Below are 14817 nucleotides of genomic sequence, written 5' to 3' on the forward strand. Positions count from 1 at the left end.
TCAAAAGGAGAAAACATGGAAAAAGAGTTTAAGGATTTTGAAATGGAAACACCATCACTGACCCTGGAACCGGATCTTGGCGCAGTGGAAGAGAAAGAAGAAATTGCAGAAGTCAAACAGCCGGAGAAGGAACCGGAAGCACCGGCACTCACACCAGCAGAACAGAAAATGGTGGAGGAATTTGCTGCAAAGATTGATATTGAGAATACAAACCAGATCCTTCAGTACGGAGCGGGAACCCAGAAGAAGATGGCAGATTTTTCCGATACAGCACTGGAGAATGTGAAGATGCAGGATCTGGGAGAAATCGGGGAGCTGATCACAAATGTGGTCGGAGAACTGAAAGATTTTGAAGCGAAAGAAGAAAGTGGATTCTTCGGATTCTTTAAGAAACAGTCTTCGAAAATTGAGAATATGAAGAACAAATATGCCAAGGCAGAGGGGAATATTGAAAAGATCACAGATTCTCTTCAGCAGCATCAGGTACGTCTCCTTAAAGATTCTGCCATGCTGGATAAGATGTATGAGCAGAACCTGAATTATTTTAAAGAACTTACCATGTATATTCTGGCAGGCAAGAAGAAACTGGAGGAAACAAGAAACGGAAAACTTGCAGAACTGAAGAATAAAGCAGTACTGAGCGGACTTCCGGAGGACGCGCAGGCAGCCAGAGACCTGGATGAGAAATGCAACCGCTTCGAGAAGAAGCTGCATGATCTGGAACTTACCAGAACCATCGCAATGCAGACTGCACCGCAGATCCGTCTGATTCAGAATAATGATACGGTAATGGTAGAGAAGATCCAGACAACCATTGTAAATACCATTCCGTTATGGAAGAGTCAGATGGTACTTGCTCTGGGAATCGCACATTCTGCAGAAGCAGCAAAGGCCCAGAGACAGGTAACCGATGTTACCAATGAACTTCTGAAAAAGAATGCGGAGATGCTTCATGTGGCAACTGTGGAAACTGCCAAAGAATCTGAACGTGGAGTAGTGGATATGGAAACCCTTCAGAAGACGAACGCAGACCTGATCCAGACACTGGATGATGTGATGCGCATCCAGATGGAAGGCCGTCAGAAGAGACAGGCAGCAGAGATGGAAATGCGCCGTATGGAAGACGAGCTGAAACGAAAACTTCTGGAGATCAGAAAATAAAAAGCAATGGAACAGGTGGGAGCTGCCGGGAATCCGGCCGCTCCTGTTTCTGACAGGAATGTTAAAAGAAAAGAGGAAATTATGTACAGAGATCATACAAAAGTCATCCGGATCGGTGACAGAAAAATCGGTGGCGGCAATCCCGTTTTAATCCAGTCCATGACCAACACCAAGACTGAGGACGTAGAGCAGACCGTAGCCCAGATCCTTGCCCTGGAGCAGGCAGGATGCGACATTATCCGCTGCGCAGTACCAACTATGGAAGCGGCGAAAGCATTAAAAGAGGTCAAGAAGCAGATCCATATTCCACTGGTAGCAGACATTCATTTCGACTATCGTCTGGCTATCGCAGCGATGGAAAACGGCGCGGACAAGATCCGTATCAACCCGGGAAATATCGGAAGCACAGAGCGTATCAAAGCAGTTGTAGACGTAGCGAAAGAACGTGGAATCCCGATCCGTGTCGGTGTAAACAGTGGTTCTCTTGAGAAAGAACTTGTGGAAAAATACCACGGAGTTACAGCAGAAGGCCTGGTGGAAAGCGCACTGGATAAAGTACACATTATCGAAGAGTTAGGTTATGATAATCTGGTCATCAGCATCAAATCTTCTGATGTCCTTATGTGTGCAAAAGCCCATGAACTCATCGCAGAGAAAACAAACTATCCGCTCCATGTAGGGATCACAGAAGCCGGAACTCTTTATTCCGGAAATATCAAATCCGCTATCGGTCTGGGAATCATCCTGAATCAGGGAATCGGTGACACGATCCGTGTATCTCTCACAGGTGCACCGCTGGAAGAAATCAAATCCGCGAAACGTATCCTGAAGACATTAGGCCTTCGCAAAGGCGGCGTAGAAGTGGTATCATGTCCAACCTGCGGCCGTACGCAGATCGACCTGATCGGCCTTGCAAACCAGGTAGAAACCATGGTACAGGACATCCCGCTTGACATCAAAGTCGCAGTTATGGGATGTGTCGTAAACGGACCTGGAGAAGCGAAAGAGGCAGATATCGGAATCGCAGGTGGAGTGGGTGTCGGACTTCTGATCAAACACGGTGAGATCATACAGAAAGTTCCGGAAGACCAGTTATTGGAAACTTTGCGTCAGGAACTTCTGAACTGGAAAGAATAGACCAGTGTTATTTGTACAGTAAGATTTTGAAAATCCCTGAGAAGTGATTTGGGGGAGTTGAAACAGGAACGGTATCTGTTTCAGTTGGAATAACGAGGAGATTTTATTTTGGAAAAAGACTTTTTTGATGTATTTCCCAATTTAAAAGTGAAGAAAGAACTAGAAGAATTACTGGAAATGGTATATGTGACCAGGGTTTCCTGCAATCCTTCCAAAACACATATCTGGGTCTATATAAAAAGTGAACGCTGGATCCACAAGAAGTATATTTTTGCACTGGAAGACCAGATCGAGCGCCAGCTTTTTGCCGGGCTTGGCGTGACGGTTACTGTCATCGAGAAGTTCCGTCTTTCAGGCCAGTATACTCCGCAGAATTTTCTGGATACCTACAGATCCAGTATGGAACTGGAACTGCGCAATTACAACATGCTGGAATACAACATGTTCAAGCAGGCGCAGATTTCTTTTCCTGGAGAGCATGACCTTCATATGATCCTTCCTGACTCTGTAATTGCCAGAGAAAAGAGCGACATTCTGATCGAGTATCTGCAGAAAGTTTTCTGCGAGAGATGCGGAATGGATTTAAAAGTAGAACTGGAATTCACAGAAACCCAGGAGAGTAAATACCGAAAGAATGCGGCAGTCCAGATCGCGCAGGAAGTGGAGAATGTCATCCGTCATGCGAAAATGAATGCAAAAAGTGAGGAAACCGATCAGTCCGAAGAGGCTGGAAGTGATAACAAAAAAACAGAAAAGAATGCTGAGAAACCGCAGCAGGAGAAGAAGGATAAGAAAGCAGCTTTTGGCGACCGCAAGGACAAGAAAGGCGATTTCCGAGGCGGATTTCGAAGGGACAGCAACCCGGATGTTATCTATGGAAGAGACTTCGAAGGCGAACCTGTTGCACTGGAAAGTATTACAGGTGAGATGGGTGAAGTGATCGTCCGCGGACAGGTTATGGATGTGGAAGCAAGAGAAATCCGTAATGAAAAGACCATCCTGATCTTCCCGATTACAGACTTCACAGACAGTATTGTAGTAAAGATGTTTCTGCGAAATGAGCAGGTGCCGGAAGTGACAGAGCATGTAAAGAAAGGCGCATTCCTGAAATTCCGTGGCGTAACAACCGTAGACCGATTCGACAGTGAACTTACCATTGCATCCATCGCAGGAATCAAAAAGATTGCCAACTTTACCACATCCCGAGTAGACACCAGCCCACAGAAACGTGTAGAGCTTCACTGCCATACAAAGATGAGCGATATGGACGGTGTTACAGATGCCAAATCTCTGGTAAAGCGTGCATATGAATGGGGACATCCTGCCATTGCCATCACAGACCACGGCGTTGTCCAGGCATTCCCTGAGGCGAACCACTGCTTCGATGCATGGGGCGGATGTGTCCCGAAGGATTCTGATTTCAAGGTCCTGTATGGTATGGAGGGTTATCTGGTAGATGACTTAAAAGGTATGGTTACTAATGGAAAAGGCCAGAAGCTGGACGGCAGATTTGTAGTCTTTGATATCGAGACCACCGGATTCTCCTCCCTGACCTGTCACATCATAGAGATTGGTGCAGTACTGGTAGAGAATGGTGAGATTACGGACCATTTTTCAACATTTGTAAACCCCAAAGTTCCGATTCCGTTCCGTATCGAACAGCTTACCAGCATCAATGACAGCATGGTCATGGATGCTCCGACCATCGAAGAGGTTCTGCCGGAGTTCCTTGAATTCAGCAAGGGTGCAGTGATGGTTGCACACAATGCAGACTTCGATATGGGATTCATTATGAAGAACTGCGACAGACTGGAAATCGAACATGATTTTACCTATGTAGATACTGTAGGTATGGCACGTTTCCTGCTTCCTGCATTGAACAGATTCAAATTGGATACCGTAGCAAAGGCAGTAGGGGTTTCTCTGGACAACCATCACCGAGCGGTGGACGATGCTGCCTGCACTGCAGAGATTTTTGTTAAATTCGTAAAGATGCTGGCAGACCGTGATATCCTTGATGTGGATGAGCTGAACAAGCAGGGGGCAGTTTCTGCTAATACTATTAAGAAACTGCCAACATACCATGTAATTATTTTTGCCAGAAATGAAACCGGCCGTATTAATCTGTATAAACTGGTGAGCCAGTCTCATCTGAAATACTATCACAGACGTCCCCGTGTACCAAAGAGTATCCTGCAGAAATATCGCGATGGACTTCTGGTAGGAAGTGCCTGCGAGGCGGGAGAACTGTATCAGGCATTACTGCGAAATGCACCTGAGACAGAGATCGCCAGACTGGTAAATTTCTATGATTATCTGGAAATCCAGCCCATCGGAAATAATAAATTTATGCTCGCAGATGACAAGCACGATATGATCAATTCCGAGGAAGATTTACGAGAAATGAACCGCAGGATCGTGAAGCTGGGTGAACAGTTTAAGAAGCCTGTAGTGGCAACCTGCGACGTGCATTTCATGGACCCGCAGGATGAAGTTTACCGACGGATCATCATGGCAGGAAGCGGCTTCTCGGATGCAGATGAACAGGCACCTCTGTATCTGCGTACCACCGAGGAAATGCTGGAAGAATTTGCTTATCTCGGAAGCGAGAAAGCAGAAGAAGTAGTTATTACAAACACCAATAAGATTGCTGATATGATCGAGAAAATCTCTCCGATCCATCCGGATAAATTCCCTCCGGTCATCGAGAATTCCGACCAGGATCTGAAGAATATCTGCTTTACCAAAGCACACGAAATGTATGGAGATCCATTGCCTGAAATTGTAGAGAGCCGCCTGGATCGAGAACTGAACTCAATTATTTCCAACGGATATGCCGTAATGTATATCATTGCCCAGAAGCTTGTATGGAAGTCAAATGAGGATGGATATCTTGTAGGTTCCCGAGGATCTGTAGGATCTTCTTTGGCAGCGACTATGTCCGGTATCACAGAGGTAAATCCTCTTCCACCACACTATCTCTGCCCGAATCCGGACTGCAAATACAGTGATTTCGATTCACCGGAAGTAAAGAAATATGCAGGTATGGCAGGGTGCGATATGCCTGACAAGATCTGCCCGAAGTGCGGAACGAAGATGAAGAAAGAGGGATTTGATATTCCGTTCGAAACGTTCCTTGGATTCAAGGGGGATAAAGAGCCGGATATCGACCTTAACTTCTCCGGTGAATACCAGGCAAATGCCCACAGATACACAGAGGTTATCTTTGGTAAGGGCCAGACATTCAAAGCAGGAACCATCGGTACCCTTGCGGAGAAAACTGCGTTCGGTTATGTGAAGAACTATTTTGAGGAGCGCGGTGTGCATAAACGTTACTGCGAAATCAACCGTATTGTACAGGGATGCACCGGTGTTCGCCGTACCACAGGACAGCATCCGGGAGGTATCATTGTACTTCCGGTGGGCGAGGAAATCGAGAAATTTACTCCTGTTCAGCATCCTGCGAACGATGTAAACAGTGACATTATCACCACACATTTTGATTACCATTCCATTGACGGAAATCTGCTGAAACTGGATATACTGGGACACGATGATCCGACTATGATCCGAATGTTGGAAGACCTGACAGGCATCAGTGCGAGAGATGTTCCGCTGGACCAGAAAGATGTCATGTCTCTGTTTGCCAGTACAAAAGCGCTTAATATTGAGCCGGAATCCATCGGTGGATGTAAGCTTGGATGTCTGGGAATTCCGGAGTTTGGTACTGATTTTGCCATGCAGATGCTTATTGATACCAAGCCGAAATACTTCTCAGACCTGATCCGTATTGCAGGACTTTCCCATGGTACGGACGTATGGCTTGGCAATGCCCAGGTGCTGATCCAGGAGGGAAAAGCAACCATTTCCACGGCCATCTGTACCCGAGATGACATCATGATCTACCTCATCGGTAAAGGGGTAGAGAGTGGTCTGGCATTTACGATCATGGAGAGTGTCCGTAAGGGGAAAGGTCTCCGTGATGAGTGGATCGCGACCATGAAAGAACACGACGTACCGGACTGGTATATCTGGTCCTGTAAGCTGATCAAGTACATGTTCCCGAAAGCTCATGCTGCGGCATATGTTATGATGGCGTACCGAATCGCATGGTATAAAGTGTTCCAGCCATTGGCGTATTATGCGGCATATTTCAGTATCCGTGCCACCGCGTTTTCCTATGAACTGATGTGTATGGGTAAGGAACGTCTGGAATATTACATGGCAGAGATCCGTAAAAAAGGCGATGCCGTCTCCAAGAAAGAGCAGGATACCCTGAAAGATATGCGTATTGTACAGGAGATGTACGCGCGAGGTTTCGAATTTGTACCGATTGACCTTTACACAGCCAAAGCCCAGCGATTCCAGATCGTAGACGGCAAACTGATGCCGTCCCTTGCGACTATCGACGGACTTGGGGATAAGGCGGCAGACGCTGTCGTAGATGCCGCAAAACAGGGCAAATTCCTGTCAAAAGACGACTTCCGCGACAGAACGAAAGTCAGTAAAACAGTTATTGATCTGATGGATGATCTGAAGCTGTTCGGAGATATTCCGCAGTCCAATCAGATGTCATTATTTGATTTTACAGGTTGATTTTTCATGCCAACAGGAGATGAATATGAGAAAAGAAGAATTAAGATATTTACAGAGACTTGCAGAGATTTACCCTACAATTGGGAAGGCATCCACGGAGATCATCAATCTCCAGTCCATCCTGAATCTGCCGAAAGGAACCGAGCATTTCATGTCTGATCTCCACGGCGAATATCAAGCATTTTCCCATGTGCTGCGAAACGGTTCCGGGGCAGTCAGAAAGAAGATCGATGATGTATTCGGTCATACTCTTGGAAATAATGACAAGCGTTCTCTTGCGACCTTGGTCTACTATCCAAGGGAGAAAATGGACCTGGTCAAAGAAACAGAGGAGGACATGGAAAATTGGTACAAGATCACCCTGTACCGCCTTATCGAAATCTGCAAAACGACCGCGTCCAAGTACACCAGATCCAAGGTACGCAAGGCACTTCCGGCAGATTATGCCTATGTGATCGAAGAACTGATCACAGAGAAAGCAGAGGTTCTGGACAAAGAAGCCTACTATGATTCTATTGTAAATACGATCATTCAGATCGGCGGTGCAGAGAACTTTATCATTGCTCTGGCTGAACTGATCCAGAGGCTGGTAGTGGATCATCTGCATATTCTGGGAGACATTTACGACAGGGGACCTGCACCTCATTTTATTATGGACCGCCTGATGGAATATCATTCCCTGGACATCCAGTGGGGAAATCATGACGTGGTATGGATGGGAGCTGCAGCAGGGCAGAAGGCCTGCATTGCAACAGTTCTACGAAACAGTATCCGTTATGGAAATCTGGATATTCTGGAGGACGGATACGGGATCAATCTGCTGCCTCTGGCTACTTTTGCCATGGAAGCGTATAAGGACGATCCCTGTGAGATCTTTGCCATGAAGGGGGCTTCCAACTATAATAATCTGGAAGCAGAGCTGGGCAAAAAAATGCACAAAGCTATCGCCATCATCCAGTTTAAATTAGAAGGAAAACTGGTAAAAAAACACAAGGAATTTCAGATGGAAGACAGAGCATTGTTGCATCGGATCGATCCGGAAAAAGGAACCATCACCCTGCCGGATGGCAAGGTCTATCCTCTGCGGGATAACAGCTTTCCTACTGTGGACTGGAAGCACCCTTATGAGCTTACAGATGGTGAGAAAGAAGTGATGGGCAAGCTGTCTTCTGCATTCAGAAACTGTGAAAAACTTCAGAATCATATCCGCCTTTTACTTGACATGGGCGGCCTGTATAAGGTATATAATGGGAATCTGCTGTTTCATGGAAGTATTCCGCTGAACGAAGACGGAACCTTCCGGGAAGTACAGATTTATGGAAAGAGTTATAAAGGAAAAGCCCTGTACGATGCACTGGAAGCCTATGTGCGCAGAGCATTTTATGCAGTGGGCAAAGAGGAACAGAAAAAAGGCAAAGATATCATGTGGTATATTTGGGCTGCACCGGATTCTCCGCTGTTCGGCAAGAGCAAGATGAGTACGTTTGAACGATATTATATTGAGGACCCGGCTACACATGTGGAGAAAAAGAATGCTTACTACCGCCTGTGGGAGAATGAAGAAGTAGTGGATAATATGCTGCGGGAATTCGGACTGGATCCTGCAGAAGGACACATTATCAACGGCCATGTTCCGGTTCACCAGAGTGAGGGAGAAAGCCCTGTGAAGTGTAATGGAAAGGTCATTGTCATTGACGGCGGATTCTGTAAAGCATACCGCAAAGTAACAGGAATCGCAGGATATACGCTGATCTATAATTCCTACGGCCTCACTCTGTCTGCACATGAGCCTTTCACATCCAAGACAGATGCAGTGGCAAAAGAGACCGATATCGTATCCAACCGTGTGGCTGTCCGGTATATGGCGAGACGGCAGCTGGTGGGAGATACAGACACTGGTCATGCGCTGAAAGAGAGAATCCAGGAACTGATGCAGCTTCTGGATGCATACCGTAAGGGAATTATCAAAGAAAAGAAATAAAAACGGAAATAACGAAAAAGAGGAGACGTGTAAGTTTGTCGGTAAAGAACAGAAAGAATACAGAGAAAAAAAGAAGAATACTGAAAAGGCTGCTTGTAGTGATGATCATTTTATTTCTGCTGACAGGGCTGACAGGGATCGGCCTGGTCCATCTGCAGAACAGCAGGGACAGGGCTCAGCGAAAAGAAGAAGCTATCGCAGCACTGGAAAGTGTGCCGACGATCACACCGACTCCTGTTGCAACGGTAACGCCTACGCCTACCCCTGTTCCTACAGCAACGCCTACGCCAGTGATCACCAGAGAACCTGCATTTAATCCGGAAGATTATATTGGAACCTGGTACAGCACCAACGGAAGAGTGACAGTACAGATCACCAAGCTCACGGAGAAATCCATTACCTTTACCTATACGCAGGTAAATAAAAAAGGAACTGCAGTCTGTGAGGCAAGTGCGAAGAAGTCTGTGGCAGGAAACGCAGCCAGAGTGTCTTTTACGGATTCTCTGGGAAACAAGGCAAAGGGGTATTTCACCTTTGACAATGGTATGCTTTATGTGAAAATCAAAACAACAAAGAAAGCAGAAGGAGCAGGGGTGAAGCCGTCTGTGGACTGCATTATGGTGCGGGGATAAACCGGCCTGCACTGTTTATACAATAAAAAGAGGTTCTGGCATGGGATATCTCAGGATATCCTGATGTCGGAACCTTTTTGGATTTTTATGTACTGCCTGGCAGTAATAATGATCATTTTGCCATTTTTTTGTTGTCTGTACGGCCTACCAGATAATCGAGACTGATCTCATAGTAATTGGCCAGACGGATAAGCATTTCTACAGGGATGTTTCTGGAACCTGTCTCATAATGAGAATAGGAACGCTGGCTGATGTGGAGAATCTCACTTAATTCTCTCTGGGACAGATCTGCATCTGTGCGCAGATCCTGAATACGCTGAAATTTCATTTCATTCACCTCTTTCTGTCAGGGGATTATGGGGCTGCTGGCTGCAGCTGCCGTTTATAATAAAAAGTATAAATCAGACAAAATATACTATTGCAATTTGGAGCAAAATGGACTATAATAAAAACATTCTTTTAAACAGATCGATATCAGGGTGTTTGTCAAACCTTATCTGTATCATCCATCTGAGTTCTCAGATATTTTTAATTTCATTCATAGGAAATTAAAAGTCTTCCGGGCAGGATTGCACTGCGGCGGAGAGGAATTATGTCGCTGAAGCGACCCGCCGCAGGCGGAGAATCCTGCTTGCAGGATTCTTTCTTGTATCAGATGTTTCTATATAAGATATTTCCCATATAAGAACAAGTGAATCAGAGTTCAGTCATACGAAGGGTCCGGGGAACTTTGTATGCAGAAAGGAGACTGTTTGTTTGCAAGTGTTTTATCTGCTGCCATTATGGGGGTAGAAGTACGTCCTGTCAAGGTAGAAGCAGATGTAAGTAACGGCCTGCCTTCTTTTGTCATGGTTGGCTTTCCGTCCACACAGGTAAAGGAAGCACAGGACAGAGTGCGGACTGCTTTCAAAAATAACGGATTTAATTTTCCACCAAAGAAGATCACAGTAAATCTGGCACCGGCAGATATGAAGAAAGAAGGTTCTGGATTTGACCTGCCGGTAGCTGCTGCAGTTCTGTCTGCTTTTGAAATGATCCCCGGGGAGGTGCTGAAGGGGGTGATGATGGCAGGTGAGATCAGCCTCAGCGGAGAAATACATGGAATTTCCGGAATCCTTCCCATAATATTGTGTGCCAGGAGCCTGGGCTGCCGGTTATGTGTGGTTCCCAGGGAAAACCTGGCAGAGGGAAGACTGGTAAGTGACGTCCACGTAGCAGGGGTAAGGAATCTTACAGAATTGCTGAAATGTCTGAAGAACCCGGAACCCTTTCTGAAAGAGGAGGTCTTTGTACCGGAAGAAGGGGGGACAGCAGGGGTGGATTTCGCAGATATTGAGGGACAGGAGGGAGCCAGGCGGGCTGCAGAGATCGCAGTCAGCGGATTTCACAATATTCTGTTTATAGGACCGCCGGGGACGGGGAAAACCATGTTTGCCAGAAGGCTTCCCACGATCATGCCGCCTCTGACTTTCGAGGAGAAGCTGGAGCTGACCAGGATCTACAGCATTGCAGGTCTTCTGTCAGAAAAACAGCCCCTGATCAGCCAGAGACCTTTTCGAAGTCCTCATCATACCAGCTCACCACAGTCCATGGCAGGCGGGGGCAAAAATCCCAAACCAGGAGAGATCACTCTGGCGCACAGAGGCGTGCTTTTTCTGGATGAAATGCCGGAATTTTCCAGAAGAAGCCTGGAACTTCTGCGCCAGCCCCTGGAAGACCGGGTGATCCAGATCTCAAGGGTGAGCGGAACCTATCTGTTTCCGGCAGATTTCATGCTGTGCGCAGCCATGAACCCATGTCCCTGCGGCTACTATCCTGATATGAACCGATGTACCTGTACAGCAGGGGAAGTGGCTCATTATATGGGAAAGATCAGCCGGCCGTTGCTGGATCGTATTGATATCTGCACGGAGGTTCCGCCTGTGTCTTTTCAGGAACTTAAGAAGGCTGTTCCGGGAGAGAGTTCCGCCCGGATCAGGGAAAGGGTACGGAATGTGCAGAAGATCCAGGAGGAACGTTACAGGGGAGAAAATATCCGGTTTAACGGACAGCTTCAGAGCAGGATGATCGACAGATACTGCCCTGTGACAGACAGTGCATCCAGGCTGCTGGCAATGGCTTTTGACAGGATTTCATTCAGTGCCAGATCCTATCACAGGCTTCTGAAAGTGGCACGTACCATCGCCGATATGGAAGGGGAAGAAGTGATCGCCAGCCATCATGTAGGAGAGGCTTTGTCCTATCGTGCACTGGAAAAAGATTCTGTCATAAAATAAGGCATCAGGAGGTATTTTATATGGAAGGAAACAGTACACAGATGATCCGCTGTATAAAGAAAACAGATAAGGAGTACCCACAGAAGCTCTTGCAGTATTCTTCCATGCCTGCAGCTTTGTATGTGAAGGGGCAGCTTCCCTCTCAGGAACGTCCGTCTGTGGCAGTCATTGGTGCCAGAATGTGCAGTCCTTACGGAAGGATCCAGGCTTTTCGCTATGCGAAGTTTCTAAGTGCTGCGGGAGTACAGATCATCAGCGGGATGGCGCTAGGGATCGATTCAGAAGGACATAAAGGAGCCCTGGAAGGGAAGATGCCTACATTTGCAGTACTTGGAAGTGGCGTGGATGTATGTTATCCCAGATCCAACAGGAAACTGTATGAGAGGATCCTGTGGGAGAGCGGAGGGATACTCAGTGAATGTCCGCCGGGAAGCCCGCCCATGCAGTGGTGCTTTCCGGCCAGGAACCGGATCATCAGCGCGCTGTCCGATGCTGTTCTGATAGTGGAGGCGAAAGAGAACAGCGGATCCCTGATCACAGCAGGCTTTGCGCTGGAACAGGGGAAGATGGTTTTCGCCATTCCGGGGGCTGTTACGGACGCATTGAGCACAGGCTGCCATAAGCTGATCTACGATGGAGCAGGGATCGCCTACACTCCGGAAATCATCCTGGAAGAACTTGGGATATCCCCAAAAGGCGACAGAAAAACACCGGAAAAAAATAACTTAGGACTTGCAAGTGATTTGAATATGGTGTATAGTTGTCTCGATTTACGACCCAAAAACCCTGATCATATTGTGAGAAAAACAGGTTTTTCTCCGGCCAGGGTGAGCAATTGTCTGGTGGAACTGATGCTGAGGGGGCTGATCAGGGAAACAGGCAGACATTATTATGTAAGAACAGATATCGATTAATTATAACTAGGAGAGGTAACATGGCAAAATATCTGGTGATAGTGGAATCACCTGCAAAAGTAAAAACAATCAAGAAATTTCTTGGGTCCAATTACGATGTGGAAGCATCCAACGGACATGTTCGGGATTTTCCGAAAAGTCAGTTTGGAATAGATGTAGAACATGATTTTGAACCGAAATATATTACGATCCGCGGAAAGGGTGAACTTCTGGCCAAACTTCGCAAGTCAGCCAAGAAAGCAGACAAGATCTATCTGGCAACTGACCCCGACCGTGAGGGAGAAGCAATTTCCTGGCATCTGATGCAGGCACTGAAGGAAGACCCGAAGAAAATGCACAGGATTACTTTCAATGAGATCACCAAGACTGCAGTAAAAGCGTCCATCAAACAGGCAAGAGATCTGGATATGGATCTGGTAGATGCACAGCAGGCCAGACGAATGCTGGACCGTATGGTAGGTTATACCATCAGCCCACTGTTATGGGCGAAGGTAAAAAGAGGCTTAAGTGCAGGACGTGTGCAGTCAGTAGCGCTGCGTATCATCTGTGACAGAGAGGATGAGATCAATGCATTTATCCCGGAAGAATACTGGAGCCTGGAGGGAGAATTCCAGGTAAAAGGTGAGAAGAAGCCTCTGCAGGCGAAATTCTACGGTACAGATAAGAAGATGAGTATCCATAATAAAGAGGAGATGGATGCACTTCTTGCCTCTCTTAAGGATAAAGAATATGAGATCACAGAAGTGAAAAAGGGCGAGAGGATCAAAAATGCACCTCTTCCGTTTACAACAAGTACTCTGCAGCAGGAAGCTGCGAAGACGCTGAATTTTTCTACACAGAAAACCATGCGTCTGGCACAGCAGCTTTATGAAGGAATTGATATCAAGGGAAGCGGCACTGTAGGTGTGATCTCCTATCTGCGTACAGATTCCACCCGTATTTCAGAGGAAGCAGATTCCGCTGCAAGAGAATACATCACTGCCCAGTACGGAGAGAACTACGTATCCAGAACAGAAAAAACAGTAAAAAAAGGTCAGAAGATCCAGGATGCCCATGAAGCCATCCGCCCTACGGATATTACCCGCACACCGGCAGCCCTGAAGGAATCACTTTCCAGAGATCAGTTCCGTCTGTATCAGCTGATCTGGAAGCGCTTTGCAGCAAGCCGTATGGCACCTGCCCGATATGAAACAACTTCTGTGAAGATCGGGGCAGATGAGTATGTATTTACAGTATCTGCGTCCAAGATCGCTTTCGATGGATTTATGTCTGTGTATACAGATGAGGAGGATCAGAAGAAGGGAAATGTGCTGAACCAGAGCCTGGAGAAAGGGATGAAGCTGTCTCTGAAAGAATTGAAACCGGAACAGCATTTCACCCAGCCGCCGGCTCATTATACAGAGGCGTCCCTGGTAAAGACCATGGAAGAATTGGGAATTGGACGTCCAAGTACCTATGCGCCGACCATCACCACCATTATCAGCCGTCGTTATGTGGCGAAAGAGCAGAAGAATCTTTATGTCACAGAGCTGGGTGAAGTGGTCAACAATATTATGAAGCAGGCATTTCCGAGTATTGTTGATGTAAACTTTACAGCCACCATGGAAGGTCTTCTGGACTGTGTGGCAGCAGGAACTGTGAAATGGAAAACTGTAGTAAGCAATTTCTATCCGGATCTGAAGAAAGATGTAGATGCAGCAGAGGAAGAACTGGAGAAAGTAGATATCCAGGACGAAGTGACAGATGTGATCTGTGACAATTGCGGCAGAAACATGGTGATCAAATATGGTCCTCACGGACGTTTTCTGGCATGCCCGGGATTCCCGGAATGCAGAAATACCAAGCCATATTTCGAGAAGATCGGTGTGCCTTGTCCGAAATGCGGCAAGGAACTGGTACTGAAAAAGACCAAAAAAGGACGTAAATATTACGGATGCGAGGATAATCCGGAATGTGATTTTATGTCCTGGCAGAAACCATCTGTGAAGAAATGCCCGAAATGTGGAAGCTACATGGTGGAAAAGGGGAATAAACTGGCATGCAGCCAGGAAACCTGTGGATATGTAGAGTCGAAACCATCGGAAGAGAAATAATTACAGCAATTGAATATAATTTTCCAA

Annotated in this window: 9 protein-coding genes; 8 read left to right on the forward strand and 1 reads right to left on the reverse strand. The window is 46.6% G+C overall.

Annotated features, from left to right (window positions below; translation table 11 throughout):
• Positions 1–15: 15 nt before the first annotated feature.
• From R8695_RS03885 to R8695_RS03905, 5 genes are all read left to right on the forward strand, one after another.
• The gene (locus R8695_RS03885) at positions 16–1161 is read left to right on the forward strand and encodes a toxic anion resistance protein (protein WP_154780715.1); all 1146 of its coding nucleotides are present in this window, start codon (positions 16–18) and stop codon (positions 1159–1161) included.
• Between the two features lie 6 nt (positions 1162–1167).
• Positions 1168–2298 carry a flavodoxin-dependent (E)-4-hydroxy-3-methylbut-2-enyl-diphosphate synthase gene (gene ispG, locus R8695_RS03890; RefSeq protein ID WP_279238209.1) on the forward strand — a complete coding sequence of 377 codons (1131 nt, stop codon included), beginning with the start codon at positions 1168–1170 and terminating at the stop codon, positions 2296–2298.
• A gap of 108 nt (positions 2299–2406) precedes the next feature.
• The gene (locus R8695_RS03895; RefSeq protein ID WP_154780713.1) at positions 2407–6894 is read left to right on the forward strand and encodes a PolC-type DNA polymerase III; all 4488 of its coding nucleotides are present in this window, start codon (positions 2407–2409) and stop codon (positions 6892–6894) included.
• A gap of 25 nt (positions 6895–6919) precedes the next feature.
• Positions 6920–8875 carry a fructose-1,6-bisphosphatase gene (locus R8695_RS03900; protein ID WP_118510157.1) on the forward strand — a complete coding sequence of 652 codons (1956 nt, stop codon included), beginning with the start codon at positions 6920–6922 and terminating at the stop codon, positions 8873–8875.
• Between the two features lie 35 nt (positions 8876–8910).
• Positions 8911–9507 carry a hypothetical protein gene (locus R8695_RS03905; RefSeq protein ID WP_154780712.1) on the forward strand — a complete coding sequence of 199 codons (597 nt, stop codon included), beginning with the start codon at positions 8911–8913 and terminating at the stop codon, positions 9505–9507.
• 112 nt (positions 9508–9619) lie between these two features.
• Here R8695_RS03905 and R8695_RS03910 read toward each other — a convergent pair whose 3' ends face one another.
• Entirely contained in the window at positions 9620–9835 is a 216-nt protein-coding gene (locus R8695_RS03910; RefSeq protein ID WP_154780711.1) for a helix-turn-helix domain-containing protein, read from the reverse strand.
• Positions 9836–10241: 406 nt separating this feature from the next.
• Here R8695_RS03910 and R8695_RS03915 point away from each other — a divergent pair, with 406 nt between their 5' ends.
• From R8695_RS03915 to topA, 3 genes are read left to right on the forward strand one after another with little or no spacing between them, the layout of a single operon-like run.
• Positions 10242–11783 carry a YifB family Mg chelatase-like AAA ATPase gene (locus tag R8695_RS03915; RefSeq protein ID WP_243139558.1) on the forward strand — a complete coding sequence of 514 codons (1542 nt, stop codon included), beginning with the start codon at positions 10242–10244 and terminating at the stop codon, positions 11781–11783.
• Between the two features lie 20 nt (positions 11784–11803).
• Positions 11804–12697 (forward strand): DNA-processing protein DprA, encoded by an 894-nt coding sequence (gene dprA / locus R8695_RS03920; protein WP_154780710.1) that lies wholly within the window; start codon positions 11804–11806, stop codon positions 12695–12697.
• Between the two features lie 20 nt (positions 12698–12717).
• Positions 12718–14790, forward strand: a complete 2073-nt coding sequence (gene topA / locus R8695_RS03925) for a type I DNA topoisomerase (RefSeq protein WP_118510149.1) — start codon at positions 12718–12720, stop codon at positions 14788–14790.
• The last annotated feature ends 27 nt before the right edge of the window (positions 14791–14817 follow it).

The sequence above is a fragment of the Blautia luti genome (assembly GCF_033096465.1).
GTDB lineage: Bacteria > Bacillota > Clostridia > Lachnospirales > Lachnospiraceae > Blautia_A > Blautia_A luti.

Coding starts and splice junctions, on each gene's coding strand:
- R8695_RS03885 (WP_154780715.1), top strand. CDS start 16: ATGGAAAAAGAGTTTAAGGATTTTGAAATGGAAACACCATCACTGACC.
- ispG (WP_279238209.1), top strand. CDS start 1,168: ATGGAACAGGTGGGAGCTGCCGGGAATCCGGCCGCTCCTGTTTCTGAC.
- R8695_RS03900 (WP_118510157.1), top strand. CDS start 6,920: ATGAGAAAAGAAGAATTAAGATATTTACAGAGACTTGCAGAGATTTAC.
- R8695_RS03910 (WP_154780711.1), bottom strand. CDS start 9,835: ATGAAATTTCAGCGTATTCAGGATCTGCGCACAGATGCAGATCTGTCC.
- R8695_RS03915 (WP_243139558.1), top strand. CDS start 10,242: ATGCAGAAAGGAGACTGTTTGTTTGCAAGTGTTTTATCTGCTGCCATT.
- dprA (WP_154780710.1), top strand. CDS start 11,804: ATGGAAGGAAACAGTACACAGATGATCCGCTGTATAAAGAAAACAGAT.
- topA (WP_118510149.1), top strand. CDS start 12,718: ATGGCAAAATATCTGGTGATAGTGGAATCACCTGCAAAAGTAAAAACA.